This is a genomic window from Streptococcus mitis (genome assembly GCF_002005545.1).
Taxonomy (GTDB): Bacteria; Bacillota; Bacilli; order Lactobacillales; family Streptococcaceae; genus Streptococcus; species Streptococcus mitis_I.
In genome coordinates this window covers 1,938,741-1,959,579 of the sequence record NZ_LBMT01000001.1, presented here as the reverse complement: position 1 = coordinate 1,959,579, position 20,839 = coordinate 1,938,741, and the positions used below count along the sequence as shown (strand labels likewise).

Sequence of the window (20,839 nt, the reverse complement as noted above, 5' to 3'; positions counted from 1 at the left end):
CTTCCTTTCTAGTCACATAGCATTCTACCATTATACTGGTTTTCAAGGGAAAATTCAAATAAGTCAGTTTTTACTCTTTGAAAACTTTTCAAAATTTGGTATAATAGTACTACTCAAGGGAGTAGCTGGCAGAAACCTGTGATAGTGTCGTCATTCCGAATTTTATACTGAAAAGTATGCTTTCCGGCACTATCTTAAACAGCGAGACTTGTTATGATTAACAGGTCTCTTTTTGTTTGTCGTGAAAAGATGCGATGAGGGAAAAGAGAGTCTGTTTTGCACACAATGTCAAGGAGGAGACACATGTCAAAAGAACAAAAACGCCAAGCGTTTTACACTCAGAGTCCTGAAGAGGTCTTGAAGGCTGTGGATGCGACCGAGCAAGGTTTGTCATCAAGTGAGGCGGAAAAGCGCCTTGCAGAATTTGGCCACAATGAACTCGAAGAAGGCGAGAAACGATCAATTCTGGTCAAGTTTATCGAGCAATTTAAGGATTTGATGATTATTATCCTAGTTGCGGCAGCAATCTTGTCAGTCGTGACTTCTGGTGGGGAAGATATCGCAGATGCCATTATCATCTTAGCCGTGGTAATCATCAACGCTGCCTTTGGTGTTTACCAAGAAGGGAAAGCAGAAGAAGCCATCGAAGCTCTCAAGTCCATGTCTAGTCCAGCTGCCCGCGTTCTTCGTGATGGGCATATGGCGGAGATTGATTCTAAAGAATTAGTACCAGGTGATATCGTCGCCCTTGAAGCTGGTGATGTTGTACCAGCAGACTTACGTTTGCTAGAAGCCAACTCTCTTAAAATCGAAGAAGCTGCCCTGACAGGTGAGTCTGTTCCAGTCGAAAAAGACTTGACAGTCGAGCTTGCGACAGATGCTGGTATTGGTGACCGTGTCAATATGGCCTTCCAAAACTCAAATGTGACTTATGGTCGTGGTCTTGGTGTTGTTGTCAATACAGGGATGTACACTGAAGTTGGTCACATCGCTGGCATGCTTCAAGATGCAGATGAGACAGACACACCACTTAAACAAAACTTGAACAACCTTTCTAAGGTCTTGACCTATGCTATCTTGGTCATTGCTCTTGTTACTTTTGTAGTGGGTGTCTTCATTCAAGGCAAAAATCCACTTGGTGAGTTGATGACCTCTGTTGCCCTTGCCGTTGCAGCTATCCCAGAAGGGCTTCCTGCTATCGTAACTATCGTTCTTGCCCTTGGTACTCAAGTTTTGGCAAAACGTAACTCTATCGTTCGTAAGTTGCCAGCAGTTGAAACACTTGGTTCAACTGAAATCATCGCTTCTGATAAGACTGGTACGCTGACTATGAATAAGATGACAGTCGAAAAAGTCTTCTACGATGCAGTCCTACATGACTCAGCTGATGATATTGAACTAGGTCTTGAAATGCCCCTTCTTCGTTCAGTTGTCTTGGCAAATGATACGAAAATCGATGTGGAAGGCAACCTGATTGGTGACCCAACCGAAACAGCCTTCATCCAGTATGCCTTGGATAAGGGCTATGATGTTAAAGGATTTTTAGAGAAATATCCTCGTGTGGCTGAGTTGCCATTTGATTCTGAACGTAAGCTCATGTCAACGGTTCACCCGTTGCCAGATGGTCGTTTCCTTGTAGCAGTCAAGGGTGCGCCAGACCAACTTTTGAAACGTTGTATTCTTCGTGACAAAGCTGGGGATATTGCACCGATTGACGAAAAGGTTACAAACCTCATCCATACAAACAACTCTGAAATGGCCCACCAAGCCTTGCGTGTCCTAGCAGGTGCCTATAAGATTATTGATAGTATTCCAGAAAACCTCACTTCTGAAGAGCTTGAAAATGATTTAATCTTTACTGGTTTGATTGGGATGATTGACCCTGAACGTCCCGAGGCAGCTGAGGCTGTTCGTGTAGCCAAGGAAGCGGGAATCCGTCCAATCATGATTACGGGTGACCACCAAGACACTGCAGAAGCTATTGCTAAACGTTTGGGAATCATTGACGCAAATGATACAGAAGGCCACGTTTTAACTGGTGCTGAACTCAACGAACTGTCAGATGAAGACTTTGAAAAAGTAGTTGGTCAATACTCTGTTTATGCCCGTGTGTCTCCAGAGCACAAGGTTCGTATCGTGAAGGCTTGGCAAAAACAAGGTAAGGTCGTTGCCATGACAGGTGATGGTGTCAATGATGCGCCAGCTCTGAAAACAGCCGATATCGGTATCGGTATGGGAATCACTGGTACAGAGGTTTCTAAGGGGGCTTCTGACATGATTCTTGCAGATGATAACTTTGCGACCATCATCGTCGCAGTTGAAGAAGGACGTAAGGTCTTCTCAAACATTCAAAAGACTATTCAGTACCTACTTTCTGCCAATACTGCTGAAGTATTAACTATCTTCCTATCAACCTTGTTTGGTTGGGATGTCTTACAGCCAGTTCATCTTTTGTGGATCAACTTGGTAACGGATACCTTCCCAGCAATTGCACTAGGTGTTGAACCTGCTGAGCCTGGTGTCATGAACCATAAACCACGTGGACGCAAGGCAAGCTTCTTCTCAGGTGGTGTTTTGAGTTCTATCATCTATCAAGGTGTACTCCAAGCAGCTATTGTTATGAGTGTTTATGGTCTTGCGATTGCTTACCCAGTACATGTGGGTGACAATCATGCTATTCATGCGGATGCTCTTACTATGGCCTTTGCAACCCTTGGTTTGATTCAGCTCTTCCATGCTTACAATGTCAAGTCTGTTTACCAATCCATCTTGACAGTTGGCCCATTCAAGTCTAAGACCTTCAACTGGTCCATCTTGGTATCCTTCATCCTTCTCATGGCAACAATCGTCGTAGAACCGCTTGAAGGAATCTTCCACGTAACCAAACTAGACTTATCACAATGGGGAATCGTTATGGGCGGAAGCTTCTCAATGATTATCATCGTCGAAATTGTTAAGTTTGTTCAACGTAAACTCGGTTTTGACAAGAATGCGATTTAAAAAAAAGTCATCTTCGGATGGCTTTTTTCTACAGTTGAAGGAAAGGGCTTGCAGTTATCGGCTTTTGTGCTATAATTGCTATAATATAGTAAAAAACAAGAGGAGTGTGAGCAAGTGGAAAAGAAAATTGTGAAGGATATTTTGTTTTTATCTCAGGTATCTCAGCTGGCAAGTCAGGATGATCTGTATCTTGCCAGAGATTTGCAGGATACACTCTTAGCAAATCGTGAGACTTGTGTCGGTCTAGCTGCCAATATGATTGGGGTGCAGAAGCGCGTGATTATTTTTAATCTTTGCTTGGTTCCCGTGGTCATGTTTAACCCAGTGCTCCTGTCATTTGAAGGACCTTATGAGGCAGAAGAAGGCTGTTTGTCCTTGGTAGGTGTGAGATCAACTAAGCGTTATGAAACCATAAGGGTTGCTTATCGTGACAGCAAGTGGCAGGAACAGACCATTACCTTGACAGGCTTCCCAGCTCAGATTTGCCAGCATGAACTGGATCACTTGGAAGGACGAATCATTTAGGAGGACAGCAAATGAAACGGATAATCTTTGAACTTATTTTTATCGCAACGACCTGGTATATCTTTTTACCACCCCTTAACCTGACTAGCTGGGAATTTCTCTTTTTCCTCTGTGGGCATTTGCTGGTTGTGGCAGTCTTATTTGGCTTTGGCAGGGGAATCAATCTGGTCAAAACGGTTCATGTGCGCCACGGCAAGGCAGAAGCTGCCTTAAATCTAGAGGGTTTCAAAATCAATCGGTTAGGGAAAATCCTTTTAGCTTCTATTGGAGGAATTCTTCTCTTGGCAGCCTTGGTTTCCTTGGTAACTTCTAGCATTTTTCAGGCTAAAAATTATGCCAATGTAGTCACGGTGACGGAAAAAGACTTTTCTGAATTTCCTAAGACTGACACCAGTAAGGTTCCTATCTTAGATAGAAGTACTGCTGAAAAAATAGGTGACCGCTACTTGGGTTCCCTAACAGATAAGGTGTCGCAGTACGTAGCGGCAGATACCTATACCCAATTGACAATTGATGGGAAGCCTTATCGGGTTACGCCACTAGAATACGCAGATCCTATCAAGTGGTTTAATAATCAAGCCAAGGGAATCGGCGAGTATATCAAGGTGGACATGGTAACCGGGAATGCGGACTTGGTGGACTTGAAGACACCAATCAAGTATTCGGACTCGGAGTATTTTAACCGCGATGTCAAGCGTCACCTGCGCTTGAAGTACCCAACTAAAATCTTCAGGACTCCATCTTTTGAGGTGGACGATGAGGGCAATCCTTTCTATGTGGCTACAGTTTACCAAAAGCAATTTGGACTTGCGGTTCCTCGTCCTGTTTCAGTCATTATCTTGGATGCCACAAATGGAGAAACCAAGGAATACAGCTTGTCAGATGTTCCAGAATGGGTGGACAGGGTCTATCCAGCTGAGGAAACCATTGAGCAAATCAATTACAACGGCAAGTACAAGGATGGTTTCTGGAATGCCATGATTTCCAAGAAAAACGTGACCCAAACTACCAAGGGATATAATTATTTGTCTATCGGTAATGACATCTACCTCTACACAGGTGTGACATCGGCCAATGCGGATGAAAGTAATCTTGGTTTCATCCTTGAAAATATGCGAACAGGAGAAATCACCAAGTACAGCTTGGCTTCTGCGACCGAAGAATCAGCCCGTGAATCAGCCGAGGGTGCTGTTCAGGAGAAATCCTACAAGGCAACCTTCCCAATCCTCATCAACCTTAATGACAAGCCTCTTTACATCATGGGCTTGAAGGACAATGCTGGTTTGGTCAAAGAGTACGCCCTGGTAGATGCAGTTGAGTACCAAAATGTTATCGTTGCTACGACAGTGGAAGAGCTGCTCAGCAAGTATGCCAATAAAAACGACCTTGAAATTGACAATGCAACAACAGAAAGTATCAAGGGTGTGGTAGCAGACCTCAAATCAGCTGTTATCAAGGGCGATACAGTCTACTTCTTTAAAGTTGATGGTAAGATATATAAGGTTAAGGCCTCAGTATCCGATGACCTTCCTTACCTTGAAAATGGTAAAACCTTCGAAGGTCAAGTAGGAAAAGACAATTATCTCAAGACTTTTAAAGTGCAGTAAAAAAGGTTTATTTAAGAAATATATGTTATAACAAGGTAAATTAAGATTAATGGAGGACAAACAAATGGGTTTTTATGTGATGGTTGCTTCAATGCTACTCGGACTGCTCGCTTTGAAGATAGGTTTTTCTCAGTTCAAGGAGAAAAAAGATAAATTCCTATCTATCTTAACAAGTTTAGCTGGCCTAGCCCTTGTTCTCGTGGCTGTCTGGTTAGGATGGCCAAAATAACCAGAGAAACCTCGGTCAAACCGAGGTTTTTCAGATGAATTTCTTGGTAGTGGCAAAAAAATATGCTACACTATTAATATGAAAATTTTAATCCCAACAGCAAAAGAAATGAACACAGACTTGCCGAGTATCGAAGCAACTTCTTTAAAACCAGAAAGTCAGGCCGTGCTGGATGCCTTGGCTCTCTATTCTGCTAGTCAATTGGAGAGTTTTTACAAGGTATCAGCTGAGAAGGCAGAGGAAGAATTTCAACATATCCAAGCTTTAAAAAAACAAACTGCTCAACACTATCCAGCCTTGAAACTTTTTGATGGGCTCATGTATCGCCATATCAAGCGAGATAAATTGACCGAGGCAGAACAAGTCTATCTTGAAAATCATGTCTTTATTACTTCGGCTTTGTACGGAGTCGTTCCAGCCTTGTCCCCTATGGCCCCTCACCGTTTGGATTTTTTGATGAAGTTAAAAGTCGCTGGTAAAACTTTGAAGAGCCATTGGAAGACAGCCTATGATGAAGCTCTGAAGCAGGAAGAAATGATTTTCTCTCTCTTGTCGTCTGAGTTTGAGACTGTATTTTCTAAGGAAATCAGAGAAAAAATGGTGACCTTCAAATTCATGGAGGATAGAGGCGGTCAGCTGAAGATTCATTCAACCATTTCCAAGAAAGCGCGTGGTGCCTTCCTAACAGCCCTGATAGAAAATCAAGTTCAAACAGTGGAGGAAGCTCGTCGCTTAAGCTTTGCAGGATTTAACTACCGAGAAGATTTGTCACAGCCACAGGAATTGGTTTTTGTTAAGGAAGTATAGAAATCAGATAAGAGAAAAAGTCAGCAGGATTATGCTGACTTTTTTCTAGCTTATAAAGTATTGGACAAATGAATCTCATTTGATAAGGTGTTGAGGTGATTAACTAAATCCATAATTGACAGATGATTTTGACAAATAAACTTCTTGGTAATTCCTGGAATATAGAAATTAGACACGATGATATCATAACCTGTCTGATTTAAAATCTCAGGATTTGTTTCCAATTCATCCCAAGTATCGAAGGTAAAGCGGTTATTACAGTAATAGGAAAGCATATCAACAAAGGTAAGGGATATAGCATGGTCAAAGTTACTGATAATCAAAACCTTGATAGGTGGTCGATTTTCTAACAACTGAGTAGAGAGGTTTTCAGCATGGGTTAAGATAGTGTACATCAAGTGTTCCAACTGTTCAGGATGGTCATGCTGTCCAATTGCTTGACGGTATTGAGCCAGTTCTTGACGCGCACTCCCCATAAAGTCTGGGAAGTAAACTTCGAATTTTTTAATAGTCAATGCTTTTTGTTCAAATAAGATTGGGGTAGAAAAGATTTCCTGTCTTTCAAAGAAAGCAGTGTTATGTAAATGCCAAATAAGTTCATCGTGGTTGGCAAAAGTAATCTTATATTGTTTTGACAGGCGTTCTAATATTTGACTAAGTAATTGGTAAGAGTATCTTGCTTCACTGTTCTCTTCTAAAGAGTTGAAGAATTCTTGAGGATCTAAGAAAATGTTACTTTGAATAAAGGAAATAAAAATTTGTGCGATTATATCAGGTGTCATTTCGAAGCCAAACTGTTTAGAGAAATAAGCAAGTGTCTCCTCAAAATTTGGGAAATTCATCAAAATAGGATAATAGTCTTGGAAAAAATGATTGGGTAGGTCGATGAAATGACCATTCCTGACACGATGGATGCTAATTGCCACCATTAACTTGTACATTCTATAAATAGAGAATCGCATTGGATAATTTGTAATTTTATAGAAGTAGTCGGCGAACTCTGTTAAGACTTCTTCAGAAATATCTGGGAAGGGCCAATCTAAAAAATAGCATCGCTCAGAAAAGTATTGGGCATAAAAATAGCGAATATCAATTTCATTTCCTTTGATAGAGGCTGGTGTAAAAGCTAGTTCAATTTGAAATTGCTTTGATAGGATTTGTGTAATTCGATTTCCTAGTCTATATAGATTGGCATTACTTGTGTGAAGGTTTTCAACTGTTCGATAAATAGGTAATCCTTCATTGTAAAACATATATTCTAGTAATTGGAAGGATTGTGAATGAGTAAGGAAATGATGATAAACATCTTCTACACTGGATTTAAAATCGAGATCAATCATAATACCGTTGACAGAGGATTGGATATCGATATCCGGAAAGGATGAGCGCAACTCATTTAGATCATTTTTTAAGATGCGTTCGGTACAGTCTAAGGTATGGGCTAATTCATGTAGACGAAGCCATTTCCGTTTGTGAATGAGTATTTCCATTAGTCGTAATTGCCGTTGTTCTTTTGTAGATAATAGGGATCTCATACGTTTTTATACCTCCTAAGGATATTATATCACATTAAATAGGGAAAAATGCAAATATTGATATGTATAGTAAGTGGATTTATCTGTGTCCGATTTGTCTAAAAAATACAAACTATTATTTTTTTGTATTCTTCGTACCAAAATTTGAGATTCACTTTATTGTTTGAACCGTTCATATAAAATAGAACAAATTAAGTGAATCTAGAGGGAAAAAACAGGATACAGTGATTGTGGTAACTATATTGAAATATCTAAAAATTAGATGTAAATTATATACTATAAAATGATAAAGAGGTAAGAAATATGAAACAAGCACAAAGAAAATCATTTGACTGGTATAAAATGCAACAACGTTTCTCTATTCGTAAGTATCATTTTGGTGCGGCGAGTGTTTTATTGGGAACAGCTTTGATTTTAGGGATAGCTACTAATGTCCATTCTGTACAAGCAGAAGAAAAAAATTCAGCAGTAGTAAGTAAAGTTTTTATTGATAAGGGAGAAGAAGCTACTAAACCAGCCGAAGTATCTACACCTAAAAAAGAAACAACTTACGCAGCTCCAACTGTTGCTAATCCAGTAGAAGTAACTCCAACTAAATTTGATGATGCTAAAGCACCAGCAGAAAAAGTTGAAGAAGCAAAAGAAGATGCAACAATGGCTGATCGTTCAGCTCTTGATAGTAGCATTTTAGCAACTAATGTACCTGCGAAAGTAGAAGCGACTTCTGCTACAGAAACAACTAATGAAATCTTTAAACCTGAACATAGCCTTTCAGATGATCGTCAAAATTCAGCGATTCGTAAGGAAGATTTGGAAACTGGTTATAGTGGTTTCCGCAGTGCAAGAAGAAGACGAGAGGCAGGAAATAATCCTGATGAAACACCAACTCAACCAGCATCAACTCAACCAGCATCAGGTGAATATGCGGGGACCGAAATAAAAGCATACTATGATAATAATCACAATGGTGTATTTGATGAAGGTGACGAATTAATATCAAGTACTGTAATTCCTCCCGCTCCAAAAGGAGAGAATGGTAATGATGGTAAAGATGCTGCAAGAGGAGCTGAATTATTAAGTGGAATTATTGCTCCAACGCCAGAAGATGGTAAAGATGGTGATACATACATTGATGCCACAACAGGAGATGTGTATAAAAAAAGAGATGGAGCTTGGGGAAAAATCGGTAACCTTAGAGGTCCGCAAGGAGAACAAGGTCAAAAAGGTGAAAATGGTAAGGATGGTAGAGCTCCGAAAATTAAAGTAGAAGATATAGCAAAATCTGCAGGAACAACAAGCGTATCAAGTCGTTCAGGAATTCGAATCACGGTTTATGATGATAAAAACAATAATGATGAATTTGATGAAGGCGATACGGTACTCAATACAAAAGAGGTATATAATGGGACAGATGGAAGAAACGGAGTAGACGGCCAAACACCAAAAGTTAAAGCAGAACGTGATGAGGCCAAGAAACAAACCACTCTAACCTTCTACATTGACAAAGATGGCGATGGTAATTATACAGAAGGAACTGATACTCTCGTTCAAACCTCTATTGTGAAAGATGGACAAGACGGAGCTGCAGGACGTGATGGACAAGCAGGACGTGATGGTAAAGAAGTTCTAAATGGAAAAGTAGATCCACAAGCTACAGACGGTAAAGATGGAGATAGCTTCGTTAATACTGTAACAGGCGATGTCTTCGTTAAGAAAAACAATGCCTGGGAGCAAGCAGGCAACATCAAAGGTCCTAAAGGTGACAAGGGAGAAAATGGTCGTGATGGCTTCACACCAGAAGTAACAGTGACAGACAACCATGATGGCACACACACCATTACTATCACCCAACCAGAAGGACGTCCAGCTCTTACAACAATCGTTAAAAATGGAGAAAATGGCCAAACACCAAAAGTCAAAGCTGTTCGTGATGAAGCTAAAAAACAAACTACTCTAACTTTCTACATTGACAAAGATGGCGATGGTAACTATACAGAAGGAACAGATACTCTCGTTCAAACCTCTATTGTGAAAGATGGACAAGATGGAGCTGTAGGTCAAGCAGGTCGTGATGGTAAAGAAGTTCTAAATGGGAAAGTAGATCCACAGGCTACAGATGGCAAAGATGGAGATAGCTTCGTTAATACTGCAACAGGCGATGTCTTCGTTAAGAAGAACAATGCATGGGAACCAGCAGGCAATATCAAAGGTCCTAAAGGTGACAAGGGAGAGAACGGAAAAGATGGCTTCACACCAGAAGTAACAGTGACAGACAATCATGATGGTAGTCATACGATTACAGTTACACAGCGAGAAGGCCGCCCAGCTCTTACAACAGTTGTTAAAAATGGAGAAAATGGCCAAACACCAAAAGTTAAAGCAGAACGTGATGAAGCTAAGAAACAAACCACTCTAACTTTCTACATTGACAAAGATGGCGATGGTAACTATACAGAAGGAACAGATACTCTCGTTCAAACCTCTATTGTGAAAGATGGACAAGATGGAGCTGTAGGTCAAGCAGGTCGTGATGGTAAAGAAGTTCTAAATGGGAAAGTAGATCCACAGGCTACAGATGGCAAAGATGGAGATAGCTTCGTTAATACTGCAACAGGCGATGTCTTCGTTAAGAAGAACAATGCATGGGAACCAGCAGGGAACATCAAAGGTCCTAAAGGTGACAAGGGTGAGAACGGAAAAGATGGCTTCACACCAGAAGTAACAGTGATAGACAATCATGATGGTAGCCATACGATTACCATTACCCAACCAGAAGGTCGTCCAGCTCTTACAACAGTTGTTAAAAATGGAGAAAATGGCCAAACACCAAAAGTTAAAGCAGAACGTGATGAAGCCAAGAAACAAACCACTCTAACCTTCTACATTGACAAAGATGGCGATGGTAACTATACCGAAGGAACAGATACACTCGTTCAAACCTCTATTGTGAAAGATGGACAAGACGGAGCAACAGGCCAAGCAGGACGTGATGGTAAAGAAGTTCTAAATGGAAAAGTAGATCCACAGGTTACAGATGGCAAAGATGGCGATAGCTTCGTTAATACTGCAACAGGTGATGTCTTCGTTAAGAAGAACAATGAATGGGAACCAGCAGGGAACATCAAAGGTCCTAAAGGTGACAAGGGTGAGAACGGAAAAGATGGCTTCACACCAGAAGTAACAGTGACAGACAATCATGATGGTAGTCATACGATTACAGTTACGCAGCCAGAAGGCCGTCCAGCTCTTACAACTATCGTTAAAAATGGAGAAAATGGCCAAACACCAAAAGTTAAAGCAGAACGTGATGAAGCCAAGAAACAAACCACTCTAACCTTCTATATTGACAAAGATGGCGATGGTAACTATACCGAAGGAACAGATACACTCGTTCAAATCTCTATTGTGAAAGATGGACAAGACGGAGCTGCAGGACGTGATGGACAAGCAGGACGTGATGGTAAAGAAGTTCTAAATGGAAAAGTAGATCCACAAGCTACAGATGGCAAAAATGGGGATAGCTTCGTTAATACTGCAACAGGCGATGTCTTCGTTAAGAAGAACAATGCATGGGAACCAGCAGGGAACATCAAAGGTCCTAAAGGTGACAAGGGTGAGAACGGAAAAGATGGCTTCACACCAGAAGTAACAGTGACAGACAATCATGATGGTAGTCATACGATTACAGTTACGCAGCCAGAAGGTCGCCCAGCCCTTACAACAGTTGTTAAAAATGGTGAAAATGGCCAAACACCGAAAGTTAAAGCAGAACGTGATGAAGCCAAGAAACAAACCACTCTAACCTTCTACATTGACAAAGATGGCGATGGTAACTATACAGAAGGAACTGATACTCTCGTTCAAACATCCATCGTCAAAGACGGACAAGATGGTAAATCATTAATTACTGTAAAAGAAGGTAAAGAAACAAAAGTTTACCAAGAAGATCCAACTCATCCAGGTCAACCATTGAACCCAGAAAAACCTCTTGCAGTCATTAAAGATGGTGTAGATGGAAAATCACCAACGGTAACAGCTATCCGTAAAGATGAGGAAGGGCATAAAGGAGTAGAGATTACTGTCGATAATCACGATGGTTCACAACCAACAAAAGTATTTGTTCAAGATGGAGAAAAAGGTGAAGCAGGAGTAGCAGGTCATGATGGCCAAACTCCTACAGTAATAACTCAGCGTGGTGCAGATGGTCACAGTACTCTTGTAACTCTTACAACACCAGGAAAAGAACCAGTAACATTCACAGTGAGAGATGGTTTAGATGGACATGATGGACGTGCACCAAAAATCGATTTGAAACCATTTAATCACGGAGTAGAATCATTTAGAAGCGCTAGAGTATCTAGAAGTAGTGGAAATAACCCTGAAGAGGAAACTGCTAATGAAATCAACCAACCAATTTCCAACGAACATCCTTCAACAGGGACACACGTTACAGCTTATTATGATAATAATGGCAATGATGTCTACGATCCAGGTGTTGATGAGTTACTAAGTGAACGTGATGTCTTAGATGGAAATGATGGTGTAGACGGCAATCGTGGTAGAGATGGACGTAATGGTAGTGAACTTCTAAGTGGAAATGTTGCTCCAACTCCAAATGATGGTAAAAATGGTGATACTTATATTGATAGCAATACGGGTGATGTATATAAGAAAAACAATGGAACTTGGAATAAGACAGGTAATATAAGAGGGCCACAAGGTGCCAAAGGAGACAGTCCAGAAGTTACAGCTAAACCAGGTGCAGATGGAAATAGTACTGATATTACAATTACAATACCAGGAAAAGATCCGATTACTGTTAATGTTAAAAACGGTAAAGATGGTAAATCATTAGTTGCTAAAAAAGAAGGTAATGAAACTAAGATTTTTGTAGAAGATCCGACAAATCCAGGTCAACCATTAGATGATACAAAACCACTTGCAACAGTTCTTGATGGACTAAAAGGTGAAAAAGGTGAAAAAGGTGATAATGGAGCAGATGGTAAATCAGCAGTTGTCACAATGACAGATAATGGAGATGGAACACACTCTATTACTGTTAGAAACCCTGATGGCTCTGAATCAACTACTAAAGTTAAAGATGGTAAAGATGGGAAAACAGCTACTATCACCACAACTGAAAATCCAGATGGAAGTCACACAATTACTGTAACAAATCCAGATGGAAGCTCAAAAGAAACTGTTGTTAAAAATGGTAAAGACGGTAAGACTCCAAAAGTTGAAGTCACTGATAACAACGATGGAACTCACACTGTTAAAGTGACAGATGGAGAAGGTAATATTACAAATGCTATTATCAAAGATGGTAAAGACGGTAAAGCTGCAACAGCAACAACTACTGAAAACCAAGATGGAAGCCACACAGTAACTATTACAAACCCAGACGGAACTAAGAATGAGTTTGTTGTGAAAAATGGACGTGACGGTGTTGACGGACGTACTCCAACCGCATCTGTTCGTGACAATGGGGACGGAAGTCATACAATCGTTATTACAAATCCAGAAGGTGTGACAACTGAAACCACAGTTCATGATGGTAAATCACCAAAAGTTACGATAACTGATGAACAAAATGGAACTCATAAGATTTCAGTTCTAAATGGGGACGGAACAACTACTGAAACGATCATTAAAGATGGTAAATCACCAGTAGCGACTGTTAAAGACAACCATGATGGTACTTACACTATTCGTGTAGAAAACGGTAATGGTACTGTTTCTGAAACCACAGTTCGTGACGGTAAATCACCAACTGCTAAGGTTGTGGCTAACGGAGATGGAACTCACACTATCACAGTTGTGAACTCAGACGGTACAACTACAACAACTACAGTTCGTGATGGTAAAGAACCAAAACTTGAAGTTATTGATAACAACAATGGTTCACACACTATTAAGGTAATAGGAACTGATGGTAAAGAAACGACAACTACAATCTTTGATGGTAAAACACCAAAAGCGAACATCGTTGATAACGGAGACGGAACTCACACATTAACAATCGTTGATTCTGATGGTCGTGAATACAAATCTATTATCAAAGATGGCAAAGATGGCGTTTCACCAACTGTAACTGTTAAAAATAATAACGATGGCACTCACGTTGTTACAATCATTAATCCTGATGGAAGTAAGACAGAAATGGTGATTAAAGACGGTAAAGATGGTAAATCACCAAAAGTTTCTGTTGAAGATAATGGAGATGGTAGTCATACAATTACAATCATCAATTCTGACGGAACTGTGACAAAAACAGTTGTTAAAGATGGAAAAGATGGTAGAGATGGTCGCGACGGTAAAGACGGTAAAGACGGCAAAGATGGTAAATGTGGATGCCAAGACAAACCAGTAACACCATCAAATGACAAACCAGTTCCTCCAACACCTAATGTACCAGAAAGACCAACGTTTGCAATGCCAGAACCACCAGTTTACGAATTGCCAGAATTTAACGGTGGTGTGCCAGGAATGCCTGAAGTACAAGAGGTACCAGAATTAGATATTCCAACAGTACCAGCACAACCAACACCAGAAGTACCGGTTAAATCTGTGCCAGCGCAACCAAAACCAAATGTACCGACACCAGAAGTGCCAGTACAACCAACTCCAGTTGTTCCAACACCAGAAGTACCGGTTAAACCAGTACCAGCGGTTCCAGAACAACCAGTAGTACCAACACCGGCTCAACCAGCAACTCCAGTAAATGCTAACCCAGTAGTACCAACTACAGTTAAAGAAAACCATGGGGACAAACTACCTGAAACTGGAAGCCAATCTGATTATATCTCTGTTCTTTTAGGTAGCGGTATTCTATTGAGCCTATATGTAGGACGAAGAAAAGAAGATTAATCAGCCAAAAGCAGTCACTAATTTCTCGAAAGAAGATGATAAGTGATAGATATCGAATGAAAGAATATTCTTAGAACGATTTTCCATGATGGAAAAGACTGCTAAAAACCTTGAGTGGTAACGCTCAAGGTTTTTTTGGATGGCTGATGTTTGTCTGAGAATCTTGATAGAGTCTAAAAAAGCCACCCTATGAGGTGGCGATAATTGATTTAGACTTTTAAAAATTCTTTATTTTTTATTGAATTGCTACGACCAAGTCTTGAGCTTGTTTTTCAAGTGAGTTTAGGACTGTTTCTTCAAGAACCAATTTTCCGTCTGCCCAGGCAGAGTCGTTAACACGTGCAGCAGTAAAGTCACCAACGACTTGTGTACGTATGAATGGCAAGAGGTCTTTGTAAATAGCGAAAAGTTGATCGTGACCTGCATTGGCTACAGATGATACGGTGACAAACTTGTCTTGAAGGGCAGAAGCGCCACGAGTATCAGACAAGTCAAGAGCGCGAGATAGCCAGTCAAGCAAGTTTTTCACCGTACCAGGGATAGAGAAGTTATAGACTGGAGAGAAAATCCAGATGGCATCCGCAGCGAGAACTGCTTCACGAGCAGCAGCTACAGCTGGATGTGTTGGAACTTCCAAATCTTGGCTGAAGAGAGGAAGGGTTGAATAATCAAGGTAGCTAACCTCTGCTTTACCAGCAAGTGCTTTCTCAGCTTCGAGAGCCATTTGGTGGTTGAAAGAACCTTGACGTAGTGATCCGACGATAAATAATACTTTTTTAGACATGATGTGTCTCCTTTTTCTTAAATTTCCGAGAAGTCTCTCGTTGTTATAAAATATATTACAACAAAACAAAAGGACTTGCAAGAAATTTGCTCAGAGTTTATTTGAAAATTATAAAATTGCTGAAACTCTAGTCAGTTGCCACTGGAAAAGTAAGAACTGTTTTTTGGATTTTAGTTTTCTTTGATTTTATAGGAGTATTCCAATATTCTCTTGTAATATAATGACATAAGTGCTAAAATAAACAAGAAAACTAGCAATAGAAACCGCAGAACAGCTATTTTCCGGTATCATTTCATAAATCATTAAAGGAACAATAATGGCATTGAAGAATGCTTCTAAAAGGGGTGGAGATCATGTAAGGCAAAGATTAACAAGTGACGGACAAAAGAAATAATAATACACTTGTTAAGGAGAAAAGATGTTAATAAGAAATTATCGGAAAAATATTGGCCTGATGGCCGGAGTTGAGTTTTTTGCTTTTTTAGGGATTACCAGCTTTTGGATTCTCTTTCTCAGTCAAAACGGAATGTCTCTTTGGCAGATTGGACTTCTGGAAAGTATCTTTCATGCGACCAGTCTTCTCTGTGAAATTCCATCTGGAATGTTGGCTGATCGTTATTCCTATAAGACCAACCTTTATTTAAGTCGTATAGCAGGGATTGTGTCTTCTATTCTCATGTTGGCTGGTCAGGGAAATTTTTGGATTTATGCACTAGCAATGGTGGTGAGTGCCTTGTCTTATAATTTTGATTCAGGAACAAGCGCAGCAATGGTCTATGACTCGGCTGTAGAGGCTGGACTCAAGAAGCGTTACTTATCTATTTCAAGTTTCATGTCAGGAGTAGCAGAAGGAACTCGTTCTTTGGGGACAGTGTTGGCGGGATTTTTTGTCCATGGTCAATTGCACCTGACCTACTATATCATGATTGCCACTTCTATCATAGTTCTTGTCTTGATTTGGATGCTGAAAGAGCCCAGTGTCAAGCTAGAAAAAACTGATAGTGTGACCATGAAACAGATTATTTGGACTGTTAAGGAAGAGTTGGAGCGAAATCCCATGCTCTTCAACTGGATGATTTTGTCTCAGATTGTTGGTACACTCATGTGCATGTTTTATTTTTACTATCAAAATCAGTTACCAGATTTAAGTAGTTGGCAAATTTCAGCAGTTATGCTACTTGGTAGTCTTTTGAATATCGTCGCAGTCTATCTAGCAAGTAAAATTGGAAAGAAATATGCCGCCTTGAAGATTTTCCCTGTTCTCGTCCTGCTGACTGGAGTTACCTACCTACTGTCTTACTTTGGAACACCTTTAATCTATATTTTGGTTTATTTGATTAGTAATGCTCTATATGCTCTTTTTCAGCCGATTTTTGACAATGATTTGCAAGAGCGGCTCCCAAGTGAAGTAAGGGCAACCATGCTGAGTGTTTACTCTATGATGTTTAGTCTGAGTATGATTGTCTTCTTCCCACTGACAGGGTGGTTGATTGACCATTTAGGCTTTGTAGTAACATTTCTTTATCTAGGATCCTTTTTAGTCATGATTAGCCTTCTACTGGCTATCTTTTTAGGAAAAATGGCTAAAAGAATGGATGATAAAGTGATTCTATAGATTAAAAAACTTACGAAAACTTGAGTGCCAAGCTCAGGTTTTTTAATAGGTTGATTTTGGAGCTGTCTTTACTTTTCTTGATCGGTTTTAATCAAGAAAAATCGGTTTGCTTTGAAGGGAGAAATAGAATTGGTTGCTTATACTCAATGAAAATTAAAGAGCAAACTAGGAAGCTAGCCGCAGACAGTACTTGGGTACGGCAAGGCGAAGCTGACAAAGTTTGAATTGGATTTTCGAAGAGTATTCTTGCATTCACTTGTAATAAAGCCTAATAGATGGTAAAATAGACGAGTGAAAAAAAGACAAAACAAAGCAAAAAATAATCTACTGTGGCAGTATGGTCTAGGGATGACGATTTTATTTGTGGTTATCAGTGCTTCCTTTCTGTATCTAGTGTTTCTGAGTATGAAACCTTATCAAACAGCTAAAAGTGAAGGAGAAAAATTAGCTCAGCAGTATGCAGGATTAGAGCAGGCTGATCAGGTTGACTTATACAATGGCTTGGAATCCTATTATAGCATTCTTGGTCGTAATAAAAAACAAGAAGCACTTGCTGTCCTGATTGGAAAAGATGACCATAAGATTTACGTTTATCAGCTAAATCAGGGTGTTTCACAAGAAAAAGCAGAAGCTCTTTCGAAGGAAAAAGGAGCTGGCGAGATTGACAAGATTACCTTTGGTCGTTATCAAGACAAGCCAATCTGGGAAGTTAAGTCAGGATCTGATTTTTATCTAGTAGATTTTGAAACAGGAGCATTGGTCAATAAGGAGGGCCTATGAAACTATCCAACCGTGTTTTAGAAATGGAAGAAAGTGTGACCTTGGCTGCTGGAGCCCGTGCCAAAGCGCTGAAGGCTGAGGGAAGAGATATCCTGTCTCTAACCTTAGGTGAGCCAGATTTCACTACTCCAAAAAATATCCAAGATGCCGCCATTGCATCGATTCAAGATGGGCGTGCTTCTTTTTATACAGTAACCTCAGGTCTGCCAGAACTTAAGGCGGCGGTTAATACCTATTTTGAGCGCTTTTATGGCTATTCTGTAGCGCCAAATCAAGTGACAGTCGCTGCTGGAGCCAAATATTCTCTCTATACCTTCTTTATGGCCGTGGTCAATCCAGGTGATGAAGTCATCATCCCAACCCCATACTGGGTCAGTTATGGAGACCAGGTCAAGATGGCAGAGGGGGTGCCAGTCTTTGTTCCTGCTAAGGAAGACAATCACTTTAAGGTGACCGTAGAGCAGTTGGAAGCGGCTCGCACAGACAAGACCAAGGTTTTGGTGCTGAATTCGCCATCCAATCCGACAGGTATGATTTACACCCGTGAGGAACTCTTGGCAATCGGGAACTGGGCTGTAGAAAAGGACATTCTCATCCTAGCAGATGATATCTATGGTCGCTTAGTCTATAATGGCCATGAATTCACACCGATTTCTAGCCTATCCGAAGCGATTCGCAAGCAAACAGTGGTCATCAATGGTGTGTCTAAAACCTATGCTATGACTGGTTGGCGTATTGGCTATGCCGTCGGAGAAGTAGACATTATCTCGGCCATGTCCAAGATTGCAGGTCAAACAACCTCTAATCCGTCAGCAGTAGCCCAGTATGCAGCAGTTGAGGCCCTATCAGGGGAGCAAGATACTGTAGAAAGCATGCGTCAGGCCTTTGAGGAACGACTAAACACCATCTATCCCCTTCTTGCGGAAGTGCCAGGATTTGAAGTGGTCAAACCGCAAGGAGCCTTCTATCTCTTTCCAAATGTCAAAAAGGCCATGGAGATGAAAGGTTATACCGATGTGACAGACTTTACAACCGCTATCCTAGAAGAAGCCGAAGTGGCCTTGGTAACAGGAGCAGGTTTTGGAGCGCCAGAAAATGTACGCCTCAGCTATGCGACAGACCTAGACACGCTTAAAGAAGCAGTTAGTCGCTTGAAAGCATTTATGGGTAGTGAGAATGATTGATCATTTTGAAATTAAGGTAAAAGATTTACAAATTTCAGAAGGATTTTATAAGAGATTTCTCGCTCCTTTAGGATATGAATTGTCTTTTAGGACTAGTTCTCTAATCAGTTTTCTTGCCCCTAACAGCCCTCATCCTGGTGGTGATTTTTGGCTGGCTCAGGGGACACAAGATCCTATTCACTTTGCTTTCTTAGCAGAAAATAAGGAAGAAGTTCAGGCTTGTTATGAGGCTGGTTTAGAGGCAGGTGGGCGAGACAATGGAGCTCCTGGTTATCGCAGTGAGCAACCGATTTACTACGCTGCTTTTATGATTGACCCAGATGGGAACAATATAGAAGTGGTTTGCCATAAAGAATAAAAAAGAAAAAGGAAAAATAATGACAAAACGTGTAACGATTATTGATGTAAAAGACTATGTTGGTCAAGAAGTGACAATTGGCGCTTGGGTTGCCAACAAATCAGGAAAAGGGAAAATCGCCTTCTTGCAATTGCGTGATGGAACAGCCTTCTTCCAAGGTGTAGCCTTTAAACCAAACTTTGTAGAAAAATTTGGTGAAGAAGTGGGACTTGAAAAGTTTGATGTTATCAAACGTTTGAGCCAAGAAACTTCTGTTTATGTGACAGGTATTGTCAAAGAAGACGAACGTTCTAAGTTTGGCTATGAGTTGGACATTACAGACATCGAAGTGATTGGTGAATCTCAAGACTACCCAATCACACCAAAAGAACACGGAACAGACTTCTTGATGGACAACCGTCACTTGTGGCTTCGTTCTCGTAAGCAAGTGGCCGTGATGCAAATCCGTAACGCTATTATTTATGCAACTTATGAGTTCTTTGACAAGAACGGCTTCATGAAGTTTGATAGCCCAATTCTTTCAGGAAATGCGGCAGAAGATTCAACAGAACTCTTTGAAACAGACTACTTCGGAACACCAGCCTACTTGAGCCAATCAGGTCAGCTTTATCTAGAGGCAGGTGCGATGGCTCTTGGTCGTGTCTTTGACTTTGGTCCAGTATTCCGTGCTGAAAAATCAAAAACGCGCCGTCACTTGACTGAGTTCTGGATGATGGACGCAGAGTACTCATACTTGACACACGATGAGTCACTTGACTTGCAAGAAGCTTATGTAAAAGCTCTTCTTCAAGGTGTTCTTGACCGTGCGCCTCAAGCCTTGGAAACCTTGGAACGTGATACAGAACTCTTGAAACGCTACATTGCAGAGCCCTTCAAACGTATCACTTACGATCAAGCCATTGACCTCTTGCAAGAACATGAAAATGATGAAGATGCTGACTACGAACATCTTGAGCATGGTGATGACTTTGGTTCACCACATGAAACTTGGATTTCAAACCACTTTGGTGTGCCAACTTTTGTCATGAATTATCCAGCAGCCATCAAGGCTTTCTACATGAAACCAGTTCCTGGAAATCCAGAGCGCGTGCTTTGTGCAGATTTGCTTGCTCCAGAAGGTTATGGAGAAATCATCGGTGGGTCTATGCGTGAGGAAGACTACGATGCATTAGTTGCTAAGATGGATGAACTTGGTATGGATCGTACAGAGTACGAATTCTACCTTGACCTTCGTAAATACGGCACAGTTCCACATGGAGGATTTGGTATCGGTATCGAGCGTATGGTAACCTTCGCAGCAGGAACAAAACACATCCGTGAAGCTATCCCATTCCCACGTATGTTGCACCGTATTAAACCATAAGAACAGGAAAACGCCCATTGTGGCGTTTTTTTCTATAGAAAGCTCTGGAAACGAAAGGAAATATTATTAGGTATAGTGGATTGAAATAAGATATGAACAGAGAGCTTAGGAAAGTCAAATTAATTTCTAGAAATGTTTTAGAATCCGTAGCGCACTATTTTAGGTTCAATCCACTATATTCA

General features: G+C 40.7%; 13 protein-coding genes. 11 read left to right on the top strand and 2 right to left on the bottom strand.

Annotated elements, in window-relative coordinates; translation table 11 throughout:
• The first annotated feature begins 303 nt into the window (after positions 1 to 303).
• From QS39_RS09860 to yaaA, 5 genes are all read left to right on the top strand, one after another.
• Positions 304 to 3,000 (top strand): cation-translocating P-type ATPase, encoded by a 2,697-nt coding sequence (locus QS39_RS09860; protein WP_077805406.1) that lies wholly within the window; start codon positions 304 to 306, stop codon positions 2,998 to 3,000.
• 114 nt (positions 3,001 to 3,114) lie between these two features.
• Positions 3,115 to 3,525, top strand: a complete 411-nt coding sequence (locus QS39_RS09855) for a peptide deformylase (protein WP_077805405.1) — start codon at positions 3,115 to 3,117, stop codon at positions 3,523 to 3,525.
• Between the two features lie 11 nt (positions 3,526 to 3,536).
• Positions 3,537 to 5,132 (top strand): hypothetical protein, encoded by a 1,596-nt coding sequence (locus tag QS39_RS09850; protein WP_077805404.1) that lies wholly within the window; start codon positions 3,537 to 3,539, stop codon positions 5,130 to 5,132.
• Positions 5,133 to 5,196: 64 nt separating this feature from the next.
• Positions 5,197 to 5,361: a YczI family protein gene (locus QS39_RS09845; RefSeq protein WP_000508327.1), complete on the top strand. Its 165-nt coding sequence runs from the start codon at positions 5,197 to 5,199 to the stop codon at positions 5,359 to 5,361.
• Between the two features lie 78 nt (positions 5,362 to 5,439).
• Positions 5,440 to 6,168 (top strand): peroxide stress protein YaaA, encoded by a 729-nt coding sequence (gene yaaA, locus QS39_RS09840; protein WP_077805402.1) that lies wholly within the window; start codon positions 5,440 to 5,442, stop codon positions 6,166 to 6,168.
• A gap of 50 nt (positions 6,169 to 6,218) precedes the next feature.
• Here the strand turns inward: yaaA and pclR are convergent, their stop codons facing one another.
• A complete protein-coding gene (pclR, locus tag QS39_RS09835) occupies positions 6,219 to 7,703 on the bottom strand; it encodes a virulence transcriptional activator PclR (RefSeq protein ID WP_077805401.1) in 1,485 nt (494 codons plus the stop codon).
• Positions 7,704 to 8,006: 303 nt separating this feature from the next.
• On the opposite strand from pclR, the gene QS39_RS09830 reads away from it, so the two are divergent.
• Positions 8,007 to 14,573 (top strand): collagen-flanked surface repeat-containing protein, encoded by a 6,567-nt coding sequence (locus QS39_RS09830; RefSeq protein ID WP_077805400.1) that lies wholly within the window; start codon positions 8,007 to 8,009, stop codon positions 14,571 to 14,573.
• Positions 14,574 to 14,808: 235 nt separating this feature from the next.
• Here QS39_RS09830 and QS39_RS09820 read toward each other — a convergent pair whose 3' ends face one another.
• Positions 14,809 to 15,357, bottom strand: a complete 549-nt coding sequence (locus QS39_RS09820; RefSeq protein ID WP_070481740.1) for an NADPH-dependent FMN reductase — start codon at positions 15,355 to 15,357, stop codon at positions 14,809 to 14,811.
• A gap of 418 nt (positions 15,358 to 15,775) precedes the next feature.
• Between QS39_RS09820 and QS39_RS09815 the strand changes: the two genes are divergently transcribed.
• From QS39_RS09815 to asnS, 5 genes are all read left to right on the top strand, one after another.
• A complete protein-coding gene (locus QS39_RS09815; protein WP_077805398.1) occupies positions 15,776 to 16,972 on the top strand; it encodes an MFS transporter in 1,197 nt (398 codons plus the stop codon).
• Positions 16,973 to 17,263: 291 nt separating this feature from the next.
• The gene (locus tag QS39_RS09810) at positions 17,264 to 17,752 is read left to right on the top strand and encodes a cell wall elongation regulator TseB-like domain-containing protein (RefSeq protein WP_180375031.1); all 489 of its coding nucleotides are present in this window, start codon (positions 17,264 to 17,266) and stop codon (positions 17,750 to 17,752) included.
• Complete coding sequence (locus QS39_RS09805; protein WP_077805397.1) at positions 17,749 to 18,936, top strand: pyridoxal phosphate-dependent aminotransferase; 1,188 nt, start codon at positions 17,749 to 17,751, stop codon at positions 18,934 to 18,936. The genes QS39_RS09810 and QS39_RS09805 overlap by 4 nt, the downstream gene beginning before the upstream one ends.
• On the top strand, positions 18,929 to 19,294 hold the full coding sequence (locus QS39_RS09800; protein WP_077805396.1) for a VOC family protein: 366 nt from the start codon (positions 18,929 to 18,931) through the stop codon (positions 19,292 to 19,294). The genes QS39_RS09805 and QS39_RS09800 overlap by 8 nt, the downstream gene beginning before the upstream one ends.
• 19 nt (positions 19,295 to 19,313) lie before the next feature.
• Positions 19,314 to 20,657 (top strand): asparagine--tRNA ligase, encoded by a 1,344-nt coding sequence (asnS, locus tag QS39_RS09795; RefSeq protein ID WP_000167160.1) that lies wholly within the window; start codon positions 19,314 to 19,316, stop codon positions 20,655 to 20,657.
• Positions 20,658 to 20,839: the final 182 nt, after the last annotated feature.

Bases quoted from the DNA above. Each gene is read 5' to 3' on its own strand.
- asnS (WP_000167160.1), top strand. From the start codon at position 19,314: ATGACAAAACGTGTAACGATTATTGATGTAAAAGACTATGTTGGTCAA.
- QS39_RS09805 (WP_077805397.1), top strand. From the start codon at position 17,749: ATGAAACTATCCAACCGTGTTTTAGAAATGGAAGAAAGTGTGACCTTG.
- pclR (WP_077805401.1), bottom strand. From the start codon at position 7,703: ATGAGATCCCTATTATCTACAAAAGAACAACGGCAATTACGACTAATG.
- QS39_RS09815 (WP_077805398.1), top strand. From the start codon at position 15,776: ATGTTAATAAGAAATTATCGGAAAAATATTGGCCTGATGGCCGGAGTT.
- yaaA (WP_077805402.1), top strand. From the start codon at position 5,440: ATGAAAATTTTAATCCCAACAGCAAAAGAAATGAACACAGACTTGCCG.
- QS39_RS09820 (WP_070481740.1), bottom strand. From the start codon at position 15,357: ATGTCTAAAAAAGTATTATTTATCGTCGGATCACTACGTCAAGGTTCT.
- QS39_RS09800 (WP_077805396.1), top strand. From the start codon at position 18,929: ATGATTGATCATTTTGAAATTAAGGTAAAAGATTTACAAATTTCAGAA.
- QS39_RS09850 (WP_077805404.1), top strand. From the start codon at position 3,537: ATGAAACGGATAATCTTTGAACTTATTTTTATCGCAACGACCTGGTAT.
- QS39_RS09860 (WP_077805406.1), top strand. From the start codon at position 304: ATGTCAAAAGAACAAAAACGCCAAGCGTTTTACACTCAGAGTCCTGAA.
- QS39_RS09830 (WP_077805400.1), top strand. From the start codon at position 8,007: ATGAAACAAGCACAAAGAAAATCATTTGACTGGTATAAAATGCAACAA.
- QS39_RS09845 (WP_000508327.1), top strand. From the start codon at position 5,197: ATGGGTTTTTATGTGATGGTTGCTTCAATGCTACTCGGACTGCTCGCT.